At 66.8% G+C, this 21378-nt stretch carries 17 protein-coding genes; 4 read left to right on the forward strand and 13 right to left on the reverse strand.

What is annotated here, in order from left to right; genetic code table 11:
* Window positions 1-1059: an ornithine cyclodeaminase gene (locus FOA17_RS14380; RefSeq protein ID WP_149142195.1), complete on the forward strand. Its 1059-nt coding sequence runs from the start codon at window positions 1-3 to the stop codon at window positions 1057-1059.
* Here FOA17_RS14380 and FOA17_RS14385 read toward each other — a convergent pair.
* The 7 genes from FOA17_RS14385 to FOA17_RS14415 all read right to left on the reverse strand — a co-directional run bounded on the left by FOA17_RS14385 (window position 1056) and on the right by FOA17_RS14415 (window position 9384).
* Entirely contained in the window at window positions 1056-2060 is a 1005-nt protein-coding gene (locus FOA17_RS14385; RefSeq protein ID WP_149142196.1) for a TDT family transporter, read from the reverse strand. The genes FOA17_RS14380 and FOA17_RS14385 overlap by 4 nt on opposite strands.
* Before the next feature lie 75 nt (window positions 2061-2135).
* On the reverse strand, window positions 2136-2915 hold the full coding sequence (locus FOA17_RS14390; RefSeq protein WP_203232333.1) for a GNAT family N-acetyltransferase: 780 nt from the start codon (window positions 2913-2915) through the stop codon (window positions 2136-2138).
* Between the two features lie 144 nt (window positions 2916-3059).
* Window positions 3060-4142, reverse strand: a complete 1083-nt coding sequence (locus FOA17_RS14395) for an ABC transporter ATP-binding protein (RefSeq protein WP_149142198.1) — start codon at window positions 4140-4142, stop codon at window positions 3060-3062.
* 12 nt (window positions 4143-4154) lie between these two features.
* Window positions 4155-5777 (reverse strand): alpha-glucosidase, encoded by a 1623-nt coding sequence (locus tag FOA17_RS14400; protein WP_149142199.1) that lies wholly within the window; start codon window positions 5775-5777, stop codon window positions 4155-4157.
* Between the two features lie 8 nt (window positions 5778-5785).
* Complete coding sequence (locus tag FOA17_RS14405) at window positions 5786-6925, reverse strand: carbohydrate ABC transporter permease (protein ID WP_149142200.1); 1140 nt, start codon at window positions 6923-6925, stop codon at window positions 5786-5788.
* Window positions 6926-6943: 18 nt separating this feature from the next.
* On the reverse strand, window positions 6944-7942 hold the full coding sequence (locus tag FOA17_RS14410; protein WP_149142201.1) for a carbohydrate ABC transporter permease: 999 nt from the start codon (window positions 7940-7942) through the stop codon (window positions 6944-6946).
* A 95-nt stretch (window positions 7943-8037) separates the two neighbouring features.
* On the reverse strand, window positions 8038-9384 hold the full coding sequence (locus FOA17_RS14415) for an ABC transporter substrate-binding protein (RefSeq protein ID WP_149142202.1): 1347 nt from the start codon (window positions 9382-9384) through the stop codon (window positions 8038-8040).
* A gap of 270 nt (window positions 9385-9654) precedes the next feature.
* On the opposite strand from FOA17_RS14415, the gene FOA17_RS14420 reads away from it, so the two are divergent.
* The 3 genes from FOA17_RS14420 to FOA17_RS14430 are packed head-to-tail and all read left to right on the forward strand — an operon-like array spanning window position 9655 to window position 13018.
* The gene (locus tag FOA17_RS14420) at window positions 9655-10683 is read left to right on the forward strand and encodes a substrate-binding domain-containing protein (protein ID WP_149142203.1); all 1029 of its coding nucleotides are present in this window, start codon (window positions 9655-9657) and stop codon (window positions 10681-10683) included.
* 10 nt (window positions 10684-10693) lie between these two features.
* Window positions 10694-12010 (forward strand): GH1 family beta-glucosidase, encoded by a 1317-nt coding sequence (locus tag FOA17_RS14425; protein ID WP_149142204.1) that lies wholly within the window; start codon window positions 10694-10696, stop codon window positions 12008-12010.
* Window positions 12011-12058: 48 nt separating this feature from the next.
* The gene (locus tag FOA17_RS14430) at window positions 12059-13018 is read left to right on the forward strand and encodes a glucokinase (RefSeq protein ID WP_149142205.1); all 960 of its coding nucleotides are present in this window, start codon (window positions 12059-12061) and stop codon (window positions 13016-13018) included.
* Here the strand turns inward: FOA17_RS14430 and FOA17_RS14435 are convergent.
* Genes FOA17_RS14435 through glgA form a run of 6 tightly spaced genes read right to left on the reverse strand, consistent with a single transcriptional unit; the run spans window position 13015 to window position 21361 of the window.
* Window positions 13015-14361: a sensor histidine kinase gene (locus FOA17_RS14435; protein ID WP_149142206.1), complete on the reverse strand. Its 1347-nt coding sequence runs from the start codon at window positions 14359-14361 to the stop codon at window positions 13015-13017. The genes FOA17_RS14430 and FOA17_RS14435 overlap by 4 nt on opposite strands.
* The gene (locus FOA17_RS14440; RefSeq protein ID WP_149142207.1) at window positions 14358-15461 is read right to left on the reverse strand and encodes an FIST N-terminal domain-containing protein; all 1104 of its coding nucleotides are present in this window, start codon (window positions 15459-15461) and stop codon (window positions 14358-14360) included. The genes FOA17_RS14435 and FOA17_RS14440 overlap by 4 nt, the downstream gene beginning before the upstream one ends.
* Window positions 15458-16132 carry a response regulator transcription factor gene (locus FOA17_RS14445; RefSeq protein WP_238991829.1) on the reverse strand — a complete coding sequence of 225 codons (675 nt, stop codon included), beginning with the start codon at window positions 16130-16132 and terminating at the stop codon, window positions 15458-15460. Before FOA17_RS14445 ends, FOA17_RS14440 begins: the two co-directional genes overlap by 4 nt.
* 56 nt (window positions 16133-16188) lie before the next feature.
* Window positions 16189-17820 (reverse strand): alpha-D-glucose phosphate-specific phosphoglucomutase, encoded by a 1632-nt coding sequence (locus FOA17_RS14450; protein ID WP_149142208.1) that lies wholly within the window; start codon window positions 17818-17820, stop codon window positions 16189-16191.
* Window positions 17821-17828: 8 nt separating this feature from the next.
* On the reverse strand, window positions 17829-19937 hold the full coding sequence (gene glgX / locus FOA17_RS14455; protein WP_149142209.1) for a glycogen debranching protein GlgX: 2109 nt from the start codon (window positions 19935-19937) through the stop codon (window positions 17829-17831).
* Complete coding sequence (glgA, locus tag FOA17_RS14460; RefSeq protein ID WP_149142210.1) at window positions 19934-21361, reverse strand: glycogen synthase GlgA; 1428 nt, start codon at window positions 21359-21361, stop codon at window positions 19934-19936. Before glgA ends, glgX begins: the two co-directional genes overlap by 4 nt.
* Window positions 21362-21378: the final 17 nt, after the last annotated feature.

A 21378-nucleotide genomic window follows, 5' to 3' on the forward strand; every position in this document is an offset into this window, starting at 1 on the left:
ATGCTGACCCCCTCCCGCAACGCGCTTGTGCCTTTCGTGAGCGTTGACAACATGATGCGGCTGGTGCTGCGGATCGGCGCCGAGCGCATGATGGCCGAGCTTGCCGAGGCGATCGAAGCCGATTTCCGCCGCTGGCCGCTGTTTGACAAGACGCCCCGCGTGGCCAGCCATTCCGAGATCGGCGTGATCGAGCTGATGCCGACCTCGGATGGTGAAACCTACGGGTTCAAATATGTGAACGGCCACCCGTCGAACATGAAGAAAGGTTTGCAAACCGTCACGGCCTTTGGCCTGCTGGCGGATGTGGCGACAGGCTATCCGCTGATGCTGAGCGAGATGACGCTGCTGACCGCGCTGCGCACCGCCGCCACCTCGGCGCTTGCCGCGAAATGGCTGGCGCCAGCGGGCGCGCGCAGCATGGCGATGATCGGCAATGGCGCCCAGTCGGAATTTCAGGCCCTGGCCTTCAAGGCGATCTGCGGCATCCGCGAGGTGCGGCTTTACGACATCGACCCCGCCGCGACCCGGAAATGCGCGCGCAACCTGGCGGGCCTCGGGCTGAATGTGGTGCCCTGCACCAGCGCCGAAGCTGCGATGGAGGGGGCGCAGATCATCACCACCTGCACCGCCGACAAGCAATATGCGACGATCCTGACCGACAACATGGTCGGCAGCGGCGTGCATATCAACGCGGTCGGCGGCGATTGCCCGGGCAAGACGGAACTGCATCGCGACATCCTGCTGCGGTCGTCGATCTTTGTCGAATATCCGCCGCAGACCCGGATCGAGGGCGAGATCCAGCAGCTTGACCCCGATCACCCGGTGACCGAGCTGTGGCAGGTGATGACTGGCGCCGCGCCCGGCCGCCGCGATGCGCGCGAGATCACGCTGTTTGACAGCGTGGGCTTTGCGATCGAGGATTTCAGCGCGCTGCGCTATGTCCATTCGCGGCTGAAGGACAGCGGGCTTTACCAGAATCTCGACATGATCGCCGATCCCGACGATCCGCGCGACCTGTTCGGCATGATCCTGCGGGCGGGCGCCGACGCGGCCGCCTAGGCCTCGGCGGCGTTGGTCTTTGCGGCCAGCGTGCCCTTGGCCCAGGCTTGCAGGATGCGCAGCACGATCACCGGGATCGCCCCGACCGCCACGATCAGGAACAGCGTGGCGGTCACATCGGCGCCAATCGCATAAAGCGCGGAACACAGCGCGGCGAGCGGAAAGGTGAAGGCCCCCCACAGCGCCGAAAAGCCCGCCGCAGTAATCCAGCGCAGCCCCGACAGCAGCGCCACCGCGATCAGCCCGGCAAGCCCGGCGCAGATCAGCGCCATGGTCCTGTCGCCCAGCCCGGCCGCGACAGTGGTCAGCAGGCTGGCCGGCGCGAGGTGAATCGCCAGAAGCGGGCGCAGCGGCGCCGGCGGGATGCGGCGGATCAACTGTCCGAGCGATACCGCCCAGATCGCCGCCGCGGCGGCGAGGCTGATCCAGAACAGCCCCTGCGCCAGCCCGGTCATCCCCAGCGGCAGCGCCGACAGCGCCCCGATGATGAAGCCCACGAAATGCAGATGCCAGACCGGCGTCACCCCCCGCCCCTCGGGCGGCGCTTGGATCAGATAGCGCAGGATCAGCGCCGCCAGCACGGCATGCAGCGCCAGCCCCGCAAAAAGCAGCCAGCGCGCGAGGCCGGGCGCATAGGGCACCAGCGCCGCCGCCGTCAGCATCAGCCCGAGCGACCCCGCCGCCAGCCCGGCCCGCCCCGGCAGCACGCGCAGATCCTCGGACACCACTGCGGGGCGGCGCGCGATCTTCACGCCATAGCCAAGGGCGGCAAAGGCCCAGAGCGCGACCGCGATCCCCAGCACCGTCTCGGCCGCCTGTTCCGGCAGGCTCAGCGCCGGCAGGGCGCGGCGCAGCGCAAGGCCCAGCCCCAGCAGCCCCATCAGCGCCGGAAACACCGCCGGCGGCATCCGGGCAAACAGCGCCGGACGGCGCGGCGGAAATTCCGGGGCCGGAAAAGTCTTGGGGCGAAACCTCGGGGGGGCGGTGTTGGGATCAGACATGCAAACCTCGCGATATGTGCGAAAGGCTAATCGCTTCGCCGCCGCAAGGGAAGCGCGACGAATTGCCCGCGCCCCTCACATCGGCAGCACCAGCGAGGTCGGCCCCAGCGGGACGATCTGCGCCCCGGTGCCCAGCTTGAACCGTGCAAGGCCCGGATTGCCGGTATCCACCGCCCCCAGATCCAGCCGCACCACGCCCGCGTCGCGTAGATGCAGCGCCGCCTGCCACAGCATTGCCCGATGTGCACCGGCGGCGCGGCCGGCGGGGCTGGTCCAGCCCAGATGATAGGTCGCGGCGCCGGCATGGATCAGAAACAGCATGGCCGCCGCCATCTCACCCCCGGGGCTGTGGTGCAAAAGCAGGCAACGCCCCGGCCAGGCGTGCAGGAACGCCTCGGGCAGACCGCGATAGCCGCGCTGGCGCGCCTGTTCGGCACAACGCGCCATCAGGGTGTTGCGCGCCGCCTCGCCGCCCTGGCGCAGCGCCAGCCCCTCGCTGCCGCGCAGCGCGTTGCGCCATTTGCCCGCAAGCCCGGCGCGTAGCCGGGCGGGGTCGGGCGTCAGATCCCATTCGGCATGGTGGCAGGCGGTGACCAGCGGCACGATCCCGCGCCCTGACAGCGGCGCCGTGACCACCGTCACCCCGGCATGGCGCGCCAGCCGCCGCGCCGATGCCGCGTCCAGATCGGCCCGCTGCACCAGCCGCAGGCCGCGCCGCGCCAGCCCCTGCACCCGCCCTTGCCAGAACGGCCGCGCCCCGAGCGCGGCCATCGCCTGCCCATAGGCCCAGCTTTGCTGCAAGGGCGGCGCGGGTCGCCGCGCGGCCCATTCCGATTCCGTCATCGCCTGTTCCATGCCGTCATTAACGGCGGCGAAAGGTTTCGGAAGCATAAAGACGGCATGAGAAACCTGCCGCCTCCGCCGCGCCAGACGCTCTGGGTGCCCTTGCTGGTCGCCCTCGCGCTTTCGGCGCTGTTCCTGACCGCCCGCGCCGCCCTGTCAGCGGTAGAGGAGCGAGCGGCCGTTGCTGAACAGGTGGATCTTGGACGGGTCAGCCGCCAGCGACACCGCCTTGTGCCGCAGGTCGCGATGAATGCCGGGCAGCTTGGCCACGACCTGCCGGTCGCCCTCCTTGCGGAAATACAGCAGCGTCACCTCACCAAGCGCCTCGGTGATTTCCACCGTGCCGGTATAAAGCGGGGTGCCGTCGGTCGGCACCATATCCTCCGGGCGCACCCCCAGATTGACCTTCAGCCCCCGGTCGCTGTCGCGGGTGGGAATGGTGGACCAGGCCTCGCCGCCGCCCTCCAGCTTGATCAGCGTCCGATCGCCGGTCTGGGCGATTTCCCCGGGCAAGAGGTTCATCGACGGCGAGCCGATGAATTGCGCGACAAATTCGTTCTCGGGCCGTTCATACAATTCCAGCGGCGTGCCGACCTGGCTGATGCCGCCACCCGCCAGCACCACGATACGGCTGGCCAGCGTCATCGCCTCCACCTGATCATGGGTCACATAGATCATGGTGGAATTTGGCATCGCCTCTTTCAGCTGCGCCACTTCGATGCGCGTGGCGACCCGCAGCGCGGCATCGAGGTTCGATAGCGGCTCGTCGAACAGATAGACCTTGGGGTCGCGCACGATGGCGCGGCCGATGGCGACGCGCTGGCGCTGACCGCCCGACAGGGCCTTGGGCAGGCGATCCAGATAGGGCGTGAGTTGCAGGATACGCGCTGCCTTTTCGATGGCCGCGTCGATTTCCTCACGCGGTTTTTTCGCCAGTTTCAGCGCGAAGGCCATGTTGTCGCGCACCGTCATATGCGGATAAAGCGCGTAGGACTGGAACACCATGGCGATGCCGCGCTCTGACGGCGGCACCTCGTTCATGCGCACATCGTCGATGGTGAAATCGCCGCCGGTAATCTTTTCCAGCCCCGCGATCATCCGCAGCAGCGTGGACTTGCCGCAGCCCGAGGGGCCGACAAACACGATCAACTCGCCCGATTTGATGTCAAGGTTGATGTGATCCAGAACCTTGATATCGCCATAGGCCTTCGCGACCTCGACCAGCTTCAGATTGGCCATGATCTCCCCCTTTCAAAGCCGCCGCGCGAGGCAAATCTGCCAGGCGCCCAGCGTCACCATGTTGCCGTTGAGCGGCAGGCTTTCCAGCTCTGCCCCGATCTGCTGCCAGTTCCCCTCTGGCAGCGTGATGGTCTGTTCGTCCTCGCCCAGATTGAAGGCGCAGAAGATGGTCTCGTCACCGCGACGCACAAAGCGCGCGACCGTGCCTTCGGCGCGGATATCGGTCATCGCGCCGTCGCGCAGCACCGGATGGGCGCGGCGGAAGGCGAGCGCCCGGCGGTAATGCGCCAGCATCGAGCCGCCATCCGCCGCCTGCGCCGCGACCGAGCGCGCCAGATGCGGCGCGGTCACCGGCAGCCAGGCCCGGTCGGCGGTGGTGAAACCGGCCTGCCCGTTGCCGCCCTGCCAGATCATCGGCGTGCGCGCCCCGTCGCGCCCCTTGAATTCCGGCCAGAATTCAATGCCATAGGGGTCTTGCAGATCCTCGAAGGCGACCTCGGCCTCGGGCAGGCCCAGCTCCTCGCCCTGATAAAGGCAGAGCGAGCCGCGCAGGCAGACCATCATCGTCGTATAGCACCGCGCGGCGGCCTCGCTCAGCCCCCAGCGGGTAATGTGGCGCACGGTGTCGTGGTTGGAATAGCTCCAGCACGGCCAGGCATCGGGCGCGGCGGCGGCCATGCGGGCAAAGGTTTCCTCCAGCACCGCGGCGGTCAGGCGGCGCGGCTGCAACATCTCGAACGGGTAGCACATCTGCACCTTGTCACCGCCCGAGGTATATTCGGCCATGATCTCCAGCCCGCGCTGCGCATCGCCCACCTCGCCCACGGCGGCGGCGCCATAGGGCTCCAGCTCGGCGCGGAACCGGCGCAGGAAGGCCAGGTTCTCGGGCTGGTTCTTGGAGAACAGATGCAGCTGGTGGTTATAGGGATTGACCGAGGGCGCGATGGAATCGTTGCGCAACTCCGGCGGCAGCGACGGGTTGTCGCGCAGATACTTGTCGGCGAAATAGAAGTTGATCGTGTCGAGCCGGAACCCGTCCACCCCGCGTTTCAACCAGAAGCGCACAACCTCCAGCAGGGCATCCTGCACCGCCATGCAATGCAGGTTCAGGTCGGGCTGCGAGGTCAGGAAGTTGTGCAGGTAATATTGCTGGCGCCGCCCGTCCCAGGCCCAGGCCGAGCCGCCAAAGACCGAAAGCCAGTTGTTCGGCGGCGTGCCGTCGGGCTTGGGATCGGCCCAGACATACCAGTCGGCGCGCGCATTGTCGCGGCTGGCGCGGCTTTCGCGGAACCAGGGATGCGCGTCCGAGGTATGCGACAGCACGAGGTCGATCATCACCCGCAGGCCCAGTTCATGCGCCCGCGAGACCAGCGCGTCGAAATCCTCGAGCCGGCCGAACATCGGATCGACATCGCAGTAATCGCTGACATCATAGCCGAAATCCTTCATCGGAGAGGTGAAGAACGGGCTGATCCAGATGGCATCGGCGCCAAGTGCTGCGATGTGATCCAGCCGCGACGTGATGCCGGGCAGATCGCCGACACCATCGCCGTTGCTGTCCTGAAAGCTGCGCGGATAGATCTGATAGATCGTGGCACCGCGCCACCAGTCATGGTCCTTGGGAAGCGAAGTCATGGTCTTTCTCATTTCACCGAGCCGGCCAGCAGGCCGCGCACGAGGTATTTCTGCATTGCGAAGAACACCACCAGCGGCACCGCGATCGAGATGAAGGCCGAGGCCGACAGGATCTCCCAGTCGCCGCCGCGCGAGCCCATCAGGTTCAGCAGCGTGCCGGTCAGCACCATCTCGTCCTGCGTGGTGCCGAGGAAGACCATGGCGACCAGCAGGTCGTTCCAGGTCCAGAGGAACTGGAAGATCGCAAACGAGGCCAGCGCCGGAAAGGACAGCGGCAGGATGATGCGGGTGAAGATCTGGAAATCGGTGGCGCCATCGACCTTGGCATTCTCGATGATGTCGCGCGGCAGCCCGGCCATGTAATTGCGCAGGAGATAGATCGCCAGCGGCAGGCCAAAGCCGGTATGGGCCAGCCAGACCCCGTAATAGCCCTTGCCGATGCCGATCGCATTATGGAACTGCAAGAGCGGGATCAGCGCCAGTTGCAACGGCACCACCAGAAGCCCCACCACCGCCGCGACCAGCAGCGCGCGGCCCGGAAACTCCATCCAGGCCAGAGCATAGGCGGCGAAGGCGGCGATCAGGATCGGGATGATGGTCGCCGGGATCGACACGGTCAGCGTGTTCAGAAAGGCCTTGCCCACGCTTTGGCCGACCGCGGGCTTGAACAGCACCGTATCGTAGTTCTGCAAGGTGAATTGCGGCGGCTGCGAGGCGGTGACAAAGACCCGCGGCATCCGCAGATCGGCCATGCTTTGCGTCGAAGACAGCGTATAGCTGCCAGTTTCGGTCACGGTCAGCGCCTCGCCGCTTTGCAGGGCGCCGGTCTCGCCCGCGGCATAGGCCTCGGGGTCGCGGGAATTGATGCCCCAGCGGGCAACGGTGGCGCTGCTGCCTTCAAACAGATTGCCCTCGATGACAAAGACGCCGTCCTTTTGCGTCTCGGTCCCCGAAAGGCGAATGGCGGGCATCTGGCTTTCCTGCGTCGAAAGCGCGCGCCACCAGCCGGAACTGGCGATCTGGTCGCTGGTGCGGAAGGATGACACCAGAAGTCCGAGCGTCGGAAAGACCCAGAGCGCGACCAGAAGCACGGCCGAGATATGCACAGCCCAGGTCAGGGCGGGTTTGGAACCGGCGATATTGTCCATCAGAAACCTCCCCGCGCCTCAGCGCATTTCCTTGCGCGCATTGTAGACGTTCCAGACCAGGATCGGCGTCACCAGCAGCATGATGACCATGGCCGAGGCCGAACCGACGCCCCAATCCAGCGAGGTGAACAGCTTGTCATACATGTAATTGGCCAGAACCTGCGTGCCCCATTGGCCATTCGTCATCGCGCGCACGATGTCGAAGACCTTGAGAACGACGATGGTGATCGTGGTCCAGACCACGACGATCGTGCCCATGATCTGCGGCACCTTGATCTTGAAGAAGATCTGGAACGGGTTGGCGCCGTCCAGGATCGCGGCCTCGATCGTGTCTTCGGGCACGCCGCGCAGCGCCGCCGACAGGATCACCATGGCAAAGCCGGTCTGGATCCAGATCAGCACCGCCATCAGGAAAAAGTTGTTCCAGAACGGCATGGTCAGCCATTGCTGCGGCGCGTCGCCGCCAAGCGCCAGATAGAGCGCGTTCAGGATGCCGATCTGTTCGGCGCCTTCGGGGCGCACGTCATAGATCAGCTTCCAGATCACCGAGGCGCCGACAAAGGAAATCGCCATCGGCATGAAGATCAGCGACTTGGCGATATTGCCCCACCAGATGCGGTCGGTCAGTTGTGCCGCCAGCAGGCCAAAGGCGGTAGAGGCGGCCGGCACGAACAGAAGCCACAGTGCGTTGGAACGCATGGATTCCCAGAATTTCGCCTCTGTCATCATCTGGGCGTAATTGCCGAAGCCCACGAAGGTCTCGCCCGATTTGTCGAACAGGGACAGCTTGAAGGTGGCAAAGACTGGATAGGCCAGATAGAGGCCAAGCGCGATCATCGCCGGCAGCAGGAACAGCCAGGGCCGGATCATGTTGGCGCGGCTGATATTGCGCCCGGCCTGTGGGCCGCGTGCCGGGAACAGCACCTTGTCGAGCAGCAGGTTGGAAAAGTAGAAATAGCCGATACAGCCGCCGACACCGATGACGATGGTCTGGATGGCCTGAAGCGCAGGGTGCATGTCCGTCCCCTCCTCCGTTGGAACACGCGGGCGGCCGCAGCGGGGCCGCCGGGACGCGGACCCGGCTTGCCCGGATCCGCGCGGCGATCAGACGATCACTTCGGCCAGGCCGCGTCGATCTGGGCGGCGACATCGGCGGTCGGCTTGCCGCCGACATAATCCACCATCCCGGTCCAGAAGCTGCCCGCGCCCACGGCGCCCGGCATCAGATCCGACCCGTCAAAGCGGAAGGTGGTCGCGTTCAGCAGCATCTCGCCCTGTTTCTTGAGCGCGGGGTTGCCATAAAGCTCGACATTGGCGCCCTTGAACGGGGTGACAAAGCCATTCTGCGCCATCCAGATCTCATGCGCGATCGGGGTCTTCAGGAACTCGATGAAGGCGCGCGCGGCCTCGCTTTCCTTGGTGATGAAGGCCAGCGTGCCGGCACCCAGGACGGGCTTGCCCAGATCCTTGCCCGCATAGGCCGGCATGTAGAAGAAATCCGCGTCCTGCCCGACCACCGTGCCTTCGGGGAAGAAGGACGGGATGAACGAGGCCTGGCGGTGCATGTAGCATTGCGGCGGCGACGAGAAGAGGCCCTTGGGGCTGTCGCGGAAATCGGTCGAGGCGACCGCGCCCGCGCCACCGGCCACGAATTTGTCATTCCTGGCGAACCAGCCGAATTCGTCGATCGCGCCCTGCACGGCCGGATCGGTGAAGGGGATCTGATGGGTGACCCATTTGTCATAGGTTTCGGGCGACTGGGTGCGCAACATCATGTCCTCGACCCAGTCGGTCGCGGGCCAGCCGGTCGCGCCACCCGATCCCAGACCGATGCACCAGGGCGTGCCGCCATCGGCGACGATCTGTTCGGTCAGCGCCTTCAGGTCTTCCATGCTCTGCGGCACTTCATAGCCCGCATCGGCAAAGTTGTCGGGCGAATACCAGACCAGCGATTTCACGTCGGCCTTGAACGGAAAGGCATAGAGCGCCTCGGCGCCGTCCTTGCCCTTGTAGGTGCCCAGCTTGGCCCAGCTGTCGCCGGCGGCATAGTTTTCTTCCAGCCATTTCTGGGTTTCCTCCCCCAGCGGCAGGACATAGCCCTTGGCGACCAGTTCGGAGATCAGGCCGGGCTGCGGCAGAACGGCGATGTCGGGCGGGCTGCCGGCCTGGGTATCGACCATGATCTGCTGCTCATACCCCTCGGAGGAGGAATAGTTCACCTTCACGCCCGAGGCGGCGGTGAAATAGGCCAGCACGGATTCGACCAGCGCCTGATCCTCGCCGCGCCACGGACCGAAGATGGTCAGGGACTGGCCATCCAGATTGGTGGCCGCGTCATAGGCCTTGTAGCTGTCCCAGTTGAAGGCGCCCTCGCCGACCGGAAATTTCAGATCCTGCGCAAAGGCCCCGCCCGATGCGAGCGCCAGAAGCGCCGCGCTGGCAAAAAGAGCACGAGTCATCATAATCCTCCCGTTATCCTCTCCCTCGGGCCGGGAACCCCCGCGCCCCTCCCAAAGCGGGAATCGCATTCAAACCGCTTTGAATGCCTCAACTAAGCGTTAGGGGGGCTTCAAGTCAACCAGAACTGTCGCGGCGCGGCAGCAAAGGTTTGTTTTGCCTGCGCAGAAACCGGGTGTCCTGGGCGGGCCTTGCGGCATTCGGCTTTGACCTTGCCGCGGGAGACGGCTAATCTGCGGCGGAATTTGAAACGCTTTGGCTGCCTGGACCCGATGAATCTCAAGGAGCTCGCCCGCAAACTCGACCTCTCGCCGACGACCGTCAGCCGGGCGCTGAACGGCTATCCCGAGGTGAACGAGGCCACGCGCGAACGGGTGGCGGCCGCGGCACGACGCTACAATTACAAACCCAATACCCGCGCGATCCGCCTGGCCACCGGCCGCGCCATGGCCGTGGGCCATGTCATTCCCGTCGCGACCCGGCACGAGATCGTGAACCCGGTCTTTGCCGATTTCATCGCCGGCGCCGGCGAGGTCTATTCGCGCAACGGCTACGACATGCTACTCTCGGTTGTGCCTGACGACAATGAGGAACGTATCTACCGCGAGCTGCAATCGCGCGGGGCGGTGGATGGTGTCATCATCCATGCGCCGCGCATGAACGATCCGCGGATCGCGCTGATGACCGAGATGGGCATTCCCTTTGTCGTCCATGGCCGCGCGACCGGCAGCGCCCTGCCCTATTCCTGGGTCGATGTGAACAACCGCCGCGCCTTTCAGCGGGCGACGGAATTCCTGCTTGATCTCGGGCATCGCCGGATCGGGCTGCTGAACGGGCTGGAATTCATGGATTTCGCGATCCGCCGCCGCAAGGGCTATGAGGATGCGCTGGCGGAACGCGGGCTGGCCGCCGATCCCGCCATCATGTCCAGCGACGAGATGACCGAGGCCGCCGGCTATCGCGCCGGCATCGCCATGCTGACCAGGCCCGACCGGCCGACGGCGCTGCTGGTGTCGTCGATGATCATGGGGCTGGGCCTGCGCCGCGCCATCGAGGAGCGCGGGCTGCGCATGGGGCGCGACGTGTCGGTCATCATCCATGACGACGAGTTGAGCTATCTGCGCAATGGCGAGGATGTGCCGATCTTTACCGCGACCCGGTCGTCGGTGCGCGAGGCGGGCCGCCAGGCGGCGGACATGTTGCTCGATCTGATTACCGGCCGTCAAACCGGCCCGGTGGAATTGCTGCTGGAGGCGGAGCTGATCATCGGTCAGTCCACCGGCCCGCGCCCGACATCCTGAGGTTCATCCGATGATCCCGCCCCGCGCCAGTTTCCCCGAAGGTTTCGTCTTCGGCGCCGCCACCGCCGCCTATCAGATCGAGGGGTCGTCCTTTGGCGGCTGCGGCCCGTCGCATTGGGATACCTTCGCCGCCACCCCCGGCAATGTCGTCCGGGCCGAAGGCGGTGCGGTGGCCTGCGACCATTACCACCGCTGGCGCGAGGATCTGGATCTGGTCCGCGCCGCCGGGTTCGACGCCTATCGCTTTTCGACCTCCTGGTCGCGGGTGATGCCGGATGGCGTCACGATCAACCCGGAGGGCCTGGATTTCTATGACCGGCTGGTCGATGGGATGCTGGCGCGCGGGTTGCAGCCGTTCCTCACGCTCTATCACTGGGATCTGCCGGCGGCGCTGTCGGATCTGGGTGGCTGGCGCAACCGTGACACTTGCCTGCGCTTTGGCGATTTCACCGAAACGGTGATCCGCCGGCTGGGCGACCGGCTGGCGACGGTCGCGACCATCAACGAACCCTGGTGCGTGGCCTGGCTTTCGCATTTTCTGGGCGCCCATGCGCCGGGCCTGCGCGACATCCGCGCGGCGGCGCGGGCGATGCACCATATCCTGCTGGCCCATGGCATCGCGGTCGAACGGATGCGCGGTCTCGGCCAGACCGATCTGGGGATCGTGCTGAATTTCGACCATGCCGCCCCCGCCTCGGACAGCGCGGAAGACAAGGCCGCCGCCGCGACCCAGGACGCGATCTTCAACCGCTGGTTCCTTGAGGCGATCTGCCACCGCCGCTATCCCGCCGAGGCCCTGGCCGGGCTGGAGCCGCATATGCCCGCGGGCTGGCGCGACGACATGGCGCTGATCGGGCAGAAGATCGACTGGCTGGGGATCAACTATTACACCCGGCACCTCTATCGTCACGCGCCGGGCACCGCCTGGCCATCTTGTGCCGATGTCGCCGGGCCGTTGCCCAAGACCCAGATGGGCTGGGAAATCTACCCCGAGGGGCTGGAGCAGTTCCTGACTCGCATCGCGCGCGACCATACCGGCGATCTGCCGCTTTATGTCACCGAAAACGGCATGGCCAATGACGATCACGCCGGCCAGCCCGACCCCGTGCGCGAGGATTTCATCGCCGCGCATTTCAATGCAGCGCAGCGAGCCATCGCCGCCGGCGTGAACCTGCGGGGCTTTTTCTACTGGTCGCTTCTCGACAATTACGAATGGGCCGAGGGCTATCAGAAACGCTTCGGTCTAGTCCATGTCGATTACGAGACGCTGGAACGTCTGCCCAAGGCATCCTATCACGCGCTGAGCCGCGCCCTGGCGCGCAACTGAGATCACCGGGGGCTCTGGCCCGGCCCCGACCCTGTTCTGGAGGAGATAATGGGGAAGCTTCCGTCACTTGTGGCCGATATCGGCGGCACCAATACCCGCGTGGCGCTTGCCGATGGCAAGGTGGTGCGCAATGACAGCGTGCGCCGGTTTCGCAATGTCGATCATCCGGGGCTGGAGACGATCCTGCGGCTCTATCTCGACGAGGCCGGGATCGCGGCCTGCGCCGGTGCCTGCGTGGCGATTGCCGGGCCGGTGCGCGATGGTGTCGCCACCATGACCAACCTGGCCTGGACGATCGACGGCCCCGCGCTGACCCGGGCGACCGGGGCCGCGACCGTGGCGATCCTGAACGATCTTCAGGCGCAGGGCCATGCGCTTGGCCATATCGCCGCCGACAAGCTGGCCCCGGTGATCGAGGGCCCTGCCCCCGCCCATGCGGCCAAGCTGGTGGTGGGCGCGGGCACCGGGTTCAACGCGGCGCCGGTGCATGAAACCCCCTGGGGGCGCATCGTCGCCGCGTCGGAATGCGGCCATATCAACATGCCGATCCGCACCGAGGCCGATCTGCGACTGGCGCGTTTCGTGGAAACCGCGCATGGCTTTCCGGGGGTGGAGGATGTGCTGGCCGGGCGCGGGCTGGAACGGCTTTATGCCTTTCTGCGCAGCGAGGCGGGCGATCCGGGCGAAAAGACCGCCTCGGATATCATGGCCGCCATGGCCGAGGGCGATGCCCTGGCCGAGGAAACCGGGCGGCTTTATGTGCGCCTGATGGGGGCCGAGATCGGCAATCTGGCTCTGACCCACCTGCCCTTTGGCGGCATCTTCCTGATCGGCGGGGTGGCGCGGGCCTTTCAGCCCTGGTTCCAACGCTTTGATTTCACCGGCGCTTTCCGTGACAAGGGGCGCTTTGCGGGCTTCATGGCCAATTTCGCGGTCAGCGTGATCGAGGATGATTATGCGGCCCTGACCGGCTGCGCGGTCTATCTGGAACAGGGCGGCAAGGGCTAGCGCCCCGCGCGGCGCAGGGTGACGGCGAAACAAGACCCCTTGCCGGGTTCGGAACGCAATTCCAGCCCGTGATCGAGCGCGGCGCAGGCGCGTTCCACGATGGCAAGGCCCAGCCCCATGCCTTCGGCCGCCGAGGCTTTGGCCTCCAGCCGGTGAAATTCGCGAAAAATCGCGGCGCGGTCGGCCTCGGCGATGCCGGGGCCGGTGTCATGCACCTCGATCGCCAGCGCGCCGCCGCGATGGCGCACACCAACCAGCACCCGGCCCTGCCGGGTATAGCGCAGCGCATTGCCGATCAGGTTTTGCAGGATACGGCGCAGCCAGTGCCCGTCGGTCAGCGCGACCGCCCCGCTGGGCACCAGCCGGAATTCCAGCCCGCGCGCCCGGGCCAGCGCGCCAAATTCATCGGCCAGCGGCCGCAGCACCCGCGCCAGCGCCACCGGCCCCGGGCTGACCGCAAAGCGCCCGGTTTCCAGCCGCGAGATATCGAGCAACTGCGTCAGGATGCCATCCACCTGATCGAGCGCGTTCTGCGCCTTGGCCAGCGCCGCCCCAGCCTCGGCCCCGGTGGCGCCGCCTTCGACCAGCCCGATGAACAGCCGTGCCGCCGCCAGCGGCTGCAACAGATCATGCGAGGCGGCGGCGACGAATCGTGCCCGCGCGGTATGAGTGCGCCCGGCCTCCTCCATCGCCTCGGCATGGGCGGCGCTGCGTTCGCGGCGCACCGCGTCGCTGACATCGGTCTGCACGATCACCGTGCCGCCATTGGCCATCCGCCGCTCTGACACCTGAAGCCAGAGATCGCGCACCAGCCCGACATTGAACACGGTCTGCCCGTCGCCATGGCGCCGCCGCCGCCGGGTGGCCCAGACCTCGGGCGTTTCATCCTCGGGCAGCGCGAGATAGCGCGAGATGCTGATCAGATCGACATAATCCCAGAAATCCAGCCCCGGTTGCAGATGCGGCTGCACATCGGGGAAATGCGCGCAGAATTGCGCATTGCACATGACCAGCTTTTCATCCGGGCCGAACAGGGCAAACCCCTCATCCACCGCACCGATCGCATCGGCCAGATTGCGCCGCGCGGTCTGTGCCTCGCGCGTGGCCTCGGTCAGCTGCGCATGGCTGCGGTTCAGCGCCTCTAGCGCGCGGTTCAGATCATGGGTGCGGCTGCGGACCTGATCTTCCAGCAGGGCGGCGCGCTGAAATTCGGCATAGGCGGCGCCGCCGGCATCGGTCGCGGCCTCGACCCGGCGCATCAGCGCATCGGCGATGATCAGCAGCTTTTCCCGCTGGCGTTCTGGCGTGTCGCCCGGGCTGAGCAGTGCCTCGGGGCCGGTCATGACGCCTCGGCGGGATAAAAGGCGATGGCGGTCATGGTCTGGTTCACATGCAGCGTGTTGAACTGTTCGCCATAGGTCGAAAAGCCCACGACGCGATGGCGGCGCAGCACCTCGGAGAGCGCGGGCGTAACCTGTTTCGATTGCGCCTCCATCCGGCGCAGGATGCAGTCGCAGGCCAGAATGTCGGCCGGCCCCTCCAGCCCTTGCAGCGCCCTGTCCAGATGACTGACCAGATCGTCGGGTTCGGCCAGCGTCAGCACCAGACCCTCGTCGATGGCTGCGAAAAAGACCAGATCGCCATTCGGCGCCACCTCGCGGATGGCGCGCACATGATGCCGCCCGCCCAGCCGCACCACCACCGGATGCGCGGCAAAGGTGAAGGGATCCAGATCGCCGGGCGCCTTGCCCAGCAGGCGGGCATATTCGGGCGCGGCGGGTTCGGCATTGATGCGCCGCACGATGCGTTGCGCGGGGTCGGCCTCGGTCACCACCATGCGGATATCGGTCGGGTGCAGGTGGTCAAGGTTGAAGACCCGCACCCGCCCGCGCCCGCGCACCAGCGCCAGCACCGCCGCATCGCGCAGCGCCCGCCCGTCATGCAGCACGAAAGCCTCGCGGAAGCGCGTGCCATCGCCCGCCGATCCGCCACAAAGCGGCACCGGCCCCAGCCCCACGGCCATGGCGGCCATCAGCTCATCCTCGCGGATCGACAGGCCATCGACCATCTGAAAGGCAAACTCCGCCGGCCAGTCGGGCCGCCGTGCCGCCAGCGAGGCGCGCGCGCGCACCAGATCGTCGATCAGCCCCTCGCGATCCAGCGAGGCGAGGTTTTCGATGCACAGGATCTCGGCCGCGAAATCCGACGCGGGCAGGCCCACGGCCAGCACGCCCCCCTCGGCATAGCCCGAGGGCGCGATTTCGCCCGCCGTGGTGCAGCCGATCACCGGCCCGGCAAAGGCCACATCCTGCATCAGCGCGGCCAGATCGGCCTCGGGCGTGGCAAACAGCAGGACCAGCGCAAACGGCCCCGCGCCCAGCATTTCCGCCAGCGCGGCGGCCGGCCTCGGGTGGTCGCCGGGAACATAGCCGCGCGCGATCATGGACCGTCATCCGCCGGCGTGTCGGGCATCAGCGTGGAAAACCGCGCCGCATTGGCCATCAGCACCGCCTGGGTGCGGCTTTGCACCCGCAGCTTGCGCATGATGGCGGTGACATGGGCCTTGACCGTCGCCTCGGTGATCGAAAGGTCATAGGCGATCTGCTTGTTCAGCCGCCCCTCGCACAGAAGTTGCAGAATGCGCGCCTGCTGGCGTGTCAGCTCCGACAGCCGCTCCAGCGCGCGATCCTCGGGCTGGCTCTCGGGCGGGACAAAACCTTCGGGTTCATAGACCCGCCCCTCGGCCAGCGCGGCAAAGGCCGCCACAAAGACCTCGCGCCGGGCATGTTTGGGCACAAATCCCGCGGCCCCGGCCCGCAGCGCGGCGGCGATGACGCGCGGATCCTCCAGCGATGACACGACCAGCACCGGCACGCCCCCCGCCGCACCGATCAGCCGGATCAGCCCATCGACGCCGGTCACATCCGGCAGATGCAGGTCGAACAGGATGACATCGGGCGCCGGCGTCAGTTCCAGCCGCTTGAGCGCGGTATCCAGCCGCTCCGCGGTTTCGACCGTGGGAATACCGATCAGCATGCGCAGGGTCAGCCCGAGCGCATCGCAGAACAGCGGATGGTCGTCGATGATCAGCGCGCGCGCGAATTGGTCTGGCAAACCGGCCTCCCCTGCCGAGAGGCCAGTTTAGCGCGCCCACGCCCGGCGGCAAGCCGTCAGGTGATCACATCGGGCGTGGTGCGGCCGGTGAATTCCGCGATCCGCGCCAGGCTATGCGCGGCGCGGATCACCGGGGCGAGCGCCTCTTGCGGGTCATGGTCCAGCCCGTCGGGGCCGGGGCTGTAGCGTTCCAGATAGACGCGCAGCGTGGCGCCCTCGGTCCCGGTGCCCGACAGGCGCATGACGATGCGCGAGCCGTCGGCGAACAGGATGCGCACGCCCTGTTTCTGGCTGACCGAACCGTCGATCGGGTCGGTATAGGCAAAGTCATCGGCGGCGGCGATGGTCATGCCCTCCACCTCCTGCCCCGGCAGGGTGGCAAGGCTGCCGCGCAGCGCGGCCATCATCGCATCGGCCTTGTCGGTGGCGATCGCCTCGAAATCGTGGCGGCTATAGTAGTTGCGCCCGTATTTCGCGAAATGTTCGGCCATGATCGCGGCCACCGATTGCCGCCGCGCAGCGAGGATATTGAGCCAGAGCAGCACCGCCCAAAGCCCGTCCTTTTCGCGCACATGATCGGATCCGGTGCCAAAGCTTTCCTCGCCGCACAGCGTGGCGCGGCCGGCATCCAGCAGATTGCCAAAGAATTTCCAGCCCGTCGGGGTTTCGTATTTGCCGATCCCAAGCGCATCGGCCACCCGGTCAGCCGCCGCCGAAGTGGGCATCGACCGCGCCACACCGGCAAGGCCCCGCGCATAGCCGGGCGCCAGATGGGCATTGGCCGCCAGCACCGCCAGACTGTCCGAGGGGCTGACATAGACGCCGCGCCCCACCACCATGTTGCGGTCGCCGTCCCCATCCGAGGCCGCGCCGAAATCGGGGGCGTTCGGGCCCATCATCTCGGCCATCAGCTCATGCGCCCATGTCGGGTTCGGGTCGGGATGCATGCCGCCGAAATCCGGCAGCGGCGTGCCATGGGTCACGGTGCCCGGCGCGGCGCCCAGCCGGTTTTCCAGGATCTCGGTGGCATAGGGGCCGGTCACCGCGCACATCGCATCAAAACGCATGGTGAATCCGCCGGTGAACATCGCGCGGATCGCGGGGAAATCGAACAGGGTTTCCATCAGCGCCGCGTAATCGGTGACGCTGTCCACCACCGTCACCGCCATGCCGTCCAGCGTGGTGTCGCCGATACGGCCAAGGTCGATATCGGGCGCGTCCGAGATGCGGTATTCGGTGATCTCGGTGGTGCGGGCGAACATCGCCTCGGTCACCGCCTCGGGGGCGGGGCCGCCATTGGGCATGTTGAACTTGACCCCGAAATCCTCATTCGGACCGCCGGGGTTGTGGCTGGCCGACATGATGATGCCGCCATCGGTCTTGTTCAGCCGGATCAGATGGCTGGCCGCCGGCGTGGACAGCACCGCGTTCTGCCCGACGATCACCCGCGCCGCGCCATTCGCGGCAGCCATCCTGAGGATGATCTGCGCGGCGCTGTCGTTGAAATAGCGCCCGTCGCCGCCCAGGACAAAGGTCTTGCCCTGCGCGCCGCCGATGGCGTCAAAGATCGCCTGCACGAAGTTTTGCAGGTAATGCGGCCCCATGAAGACCGGGGTCTTCTTGCGCAGGCCCGAGGTGCCGGGCTTCTGGCCCGCGATGGGTTGGGTGGCGATGGTCAGCACGGTCATTTTGGCCCTCAGTCAAATTGCGGAGCGAAGACAAGCACGGAATGGGCGGGCGCCTCAAGTTCGGCGGCGGCCAGGGTGGGCGCCGCCTCCGGGCGGGTGGTATCCAGCAGCAACCGCCAGCGCGGCGCCGATCCGGGCAGCACCAGCCGCGCCGGGCCGCCGGTATTGATGACGGCAAAGATCGCCTCGCGGTCGGTCAGGTCGCCTTCCGCCGCGCGGCGCAGTTCGACGCAGAGACAGCGGAAATCCGGGTCGTGCCAATCCTCGGGGCGCGGGATCACGCCATCGGGGCGGCGCCAGATCACATCGGGCAAGCCGTCGATCGCGCGGTTCAGCCCGTGCAGGAAACGCCGCTGCCGCAGCACGCGATGATCGCGGCGCAACTGCGTCAGCCGCGCGACAAAGCCCGCCATGCGCGGATCGGCCCGGGGCCAGTCCACCCAGCCGATTTCGTTATCCTGGGCATAGGCATTGTTGTTGCCTTGCTGGCTGTTGCCGATCTCGTCGCCCGCCAGCAGCATGGGCACCCCCTGCGACAGCATCAGCGTGGCCAGCAGGTTACGCTTGCGCAGGTCGCGCGCGGCGCGCACGGCCTTGTCGGTGGTCGGCCCCTCCACCCCCAGATTGTCGGAATGGTTGTCGCCATGGCCATCGCGGTTGTCCTCGCCATTGGCCCAGTTGCGCTTGACGGTAAAGCTGACCAGATCCTCCAGCGTGAACCCGTCATGCGCGGTCACGAAATTGACCGAGGCCATGGTGGTGCGCCCGGCGCGGTCGAAATATTCGGCGCTGCCCAGCAGACGCTTGGCCAGGTCGGGCACCATGCCGCTGTCGCCGCGCCAGAGCCGCCGCACGCCATCGCGAAAGCGGTCGTTCCATTCGCTGAAGGGATGCGGGTAATTGCCCAGCTGATAACCGCCCGGGCCGATATCCCACGGCTCCGCGATCAGCTTGACCCGCGCCAGAACCGGATCCTGGCGGATCGCATCGAAGAACCCCGATTGCGGGTCGAAGCCATGCGCCTCGCGCCCCAGGACCGAGGCAAGGTCAAAGCGGAAGCCATCGACATGCATCACCTCCACCCAGTAGCGCAGGCTGTCCATCACCATGCGCAGCACCATCGGATGCGTCAGGTTCAGTGTATTGCCGGTGCCGGTATCGTTGACGTAATAGCGCCCGCCATCGCGCAGCCGGTAATAGCTGCGATTGTCGATACCACGGAAGCTGAGCGTCGGGCCCAGCTCGTCGCCCTCGCCGGAATGGTTGTAGACCACATCCAGCAAGACCTCGATCCCGGCAGCATGAAAGCGGCGCACCATGGTCTGAAACTCCCAGACCTCGCCCCGCGACATGTAGCGCGGTTCGGGCGCGAAAAAGCCCAGCGTCTGATAACCCCAATAGTTGCGCAGGCCCTTGGCCACCAGAAAGCGGTCGTCCAGAAAGGCATGCACCGGCAAAAGCTCGATCGCGGTCACACCCATCTTGACCAGATGATCCAGCACCGCATCCGAGGCGAGGCCGAGATAGCTGCCGCGCAGGGCCTTTTCCACGCCCTGATGCAGCGCGGTCATGCCCTTGACATGGGCCTCGTAGATCACGGTTTCATGCCAGGGCCTGCGTGGCGCGCGGTCCGGCCCCCAGTTGAACGAGGGATCGACGACCACCGATTTCGGCACCGCAAACGCACTGTCGCGCGCGTCAAAGGACAGATCGGCGCGCGGGCTGCCCACCTTGTAGCCCATCATCGCATCCGACCATTTCAACCGCCCCGAAAGCTGGCGCGCATAAGGGTCGAGCAGCAGCTTGTTGGCGTTGAACCGGTGCCCGCCCTCGGGCGCATAGGGGCCCTGCACGCGATAGCCATAGAGCGTGCCGGGCGTCAGCCCGCCGATATGGATATGCCAGATGTCGCCATCGCGGTCGCGCAGCGGAATGCGGCACAGCTCGCGCCGCCCGTCGGGCGAGAACAGGCACAGCTCCACCCGCTCCGCATGGGCCGAGAACAGCGCGAAATTCACCCCCTCGCCGTCAAAGCTCGCGCCCATCGGCCAGGGCCGGCCCGCCGTCACGGCATGGCCCGCCAGCCGGTCGGGCAATTGGGTGCCCGCCGCGATCATGCCCGCAGGATGCCGTCATACAGCGCGGCATAGGCGGCGGCCGAGGCCTCCCATCCCACGGGCTGCGCCATGGCGCGCTTGACGATCTGCGCCCAGGTCTTCGGCGCGGCATGCAGCGCGACCAGCCGGCGCAGCGCCTCGGCAAAGGCGGGGGCGTCGGTCGGCTGGAAGGTCAGCCCCGTCGCCACCCCCTGCGCCAGCGCCGCCGGATTGGCATGGATCACCGTATCGGCCAGCCCGCCCACGGCTGCCACCACCGGCACCGTGCCATAGCGCAGGCCATACATCTGCGTCAGGCCGCAGGGCTCGAACCGCGACGGCACCAGCACGGCATCGCCCCCGGCGAACATGCGGTGGCTCAGCCCCTCGTCATAGCCGATGGTCACGCCGACCCGGCCGGGAAAGCGGTTGGCCAGGGCCAGCATCGCGGCCTCCAGCGCCTTGTCGCCCGAACCGAGCAAGACCAGCCCGCCCCCGGCGGCGATGAAATCTGGCAGCACCTCGGGCAGCAGATCCATCCCCTTCTGATCGGTCAGGCGGCTGACCACGATCGCCAGCGGCCCCGGCACCTCCAGCCCGTATTCGGCACAAAGTGCGGCCCGCGCGACGGCCTTGCGCCCGGGCTTTTTCAGCGAATAGGGGGTGTCCTCGACCTCGGGGTTCCAGACGGTTTCATCCACCCCGTTCAGGATGCCCGCCACATCGGCGGCCCGCGCCTCGATCAGGCCTTGCAGACCCAGCCCGAATTCCGGGCGCATCAGCTCGGCCGCATAGCTGGGCGAGACGGTGGTGATCTTGTCCGCCGTGACCATCCCGGCCTTGAGACTGGACAGCCCGCCATAATATTCCAGCGCGGCCGGGTGGAATTCGTGGCGCGGCAGGCGCAGCGTCTCCAGCATCCAGTCCGGCGCCCAGCCCTGAAAGGCGATGTTGTGAATGGTGATCACCGTCGCCACATCGCGCGGCCCGCCATAGGCCAGATAGGCCGGCGCGAACCCGGCCTGCCAGTCATGCGCATGCAGCACCTGCGGCCGCCAGCCATCGCCCAGCCCGAACCGCGCGATCCGCGCCGCGACCCAGCTCAGCGCGGCAAAGCGCTGCGGATTGTCGGGCCAGTCCACGCCGCCGCTGTTGTAAGGCCCGCCATCACGATCAAAAAGATGCGGCGCCTCCAGCAGCAGCATCGCCACCCCGTCCACCTCGCCGGCCTTCACCACACCGCGCCCGCCGAACAGATCCTGCTCGACAAAGACCTCGGGCCAATCCGCGATACGGGCGCGCAAGCCGCGATAGGCCGGCATCAGCACCCGCATCTCCCAGCCCTGCCCCGCCAGCGCCCCCGGCAGCGCCCCCACCACATCGGCCAGCCCGCCGGTCTTGACCAGCGGCACGCATTCCGACGCAACCGACAGAACCCGCTTCATCCGACATGTTCCTTCAT

Origin of the sequence: Gemmobacter caeruleus, assembly GCF_008271655.1 — a bacterium.
Taxonomy (GTDB): domain Bacteria; phylum Pseudomonadota; class Alphaproteobacteria; order Rhodobacterales; family Rhodobacteraceae; genus Gemmobacter; species Gemmobacter caeruleus.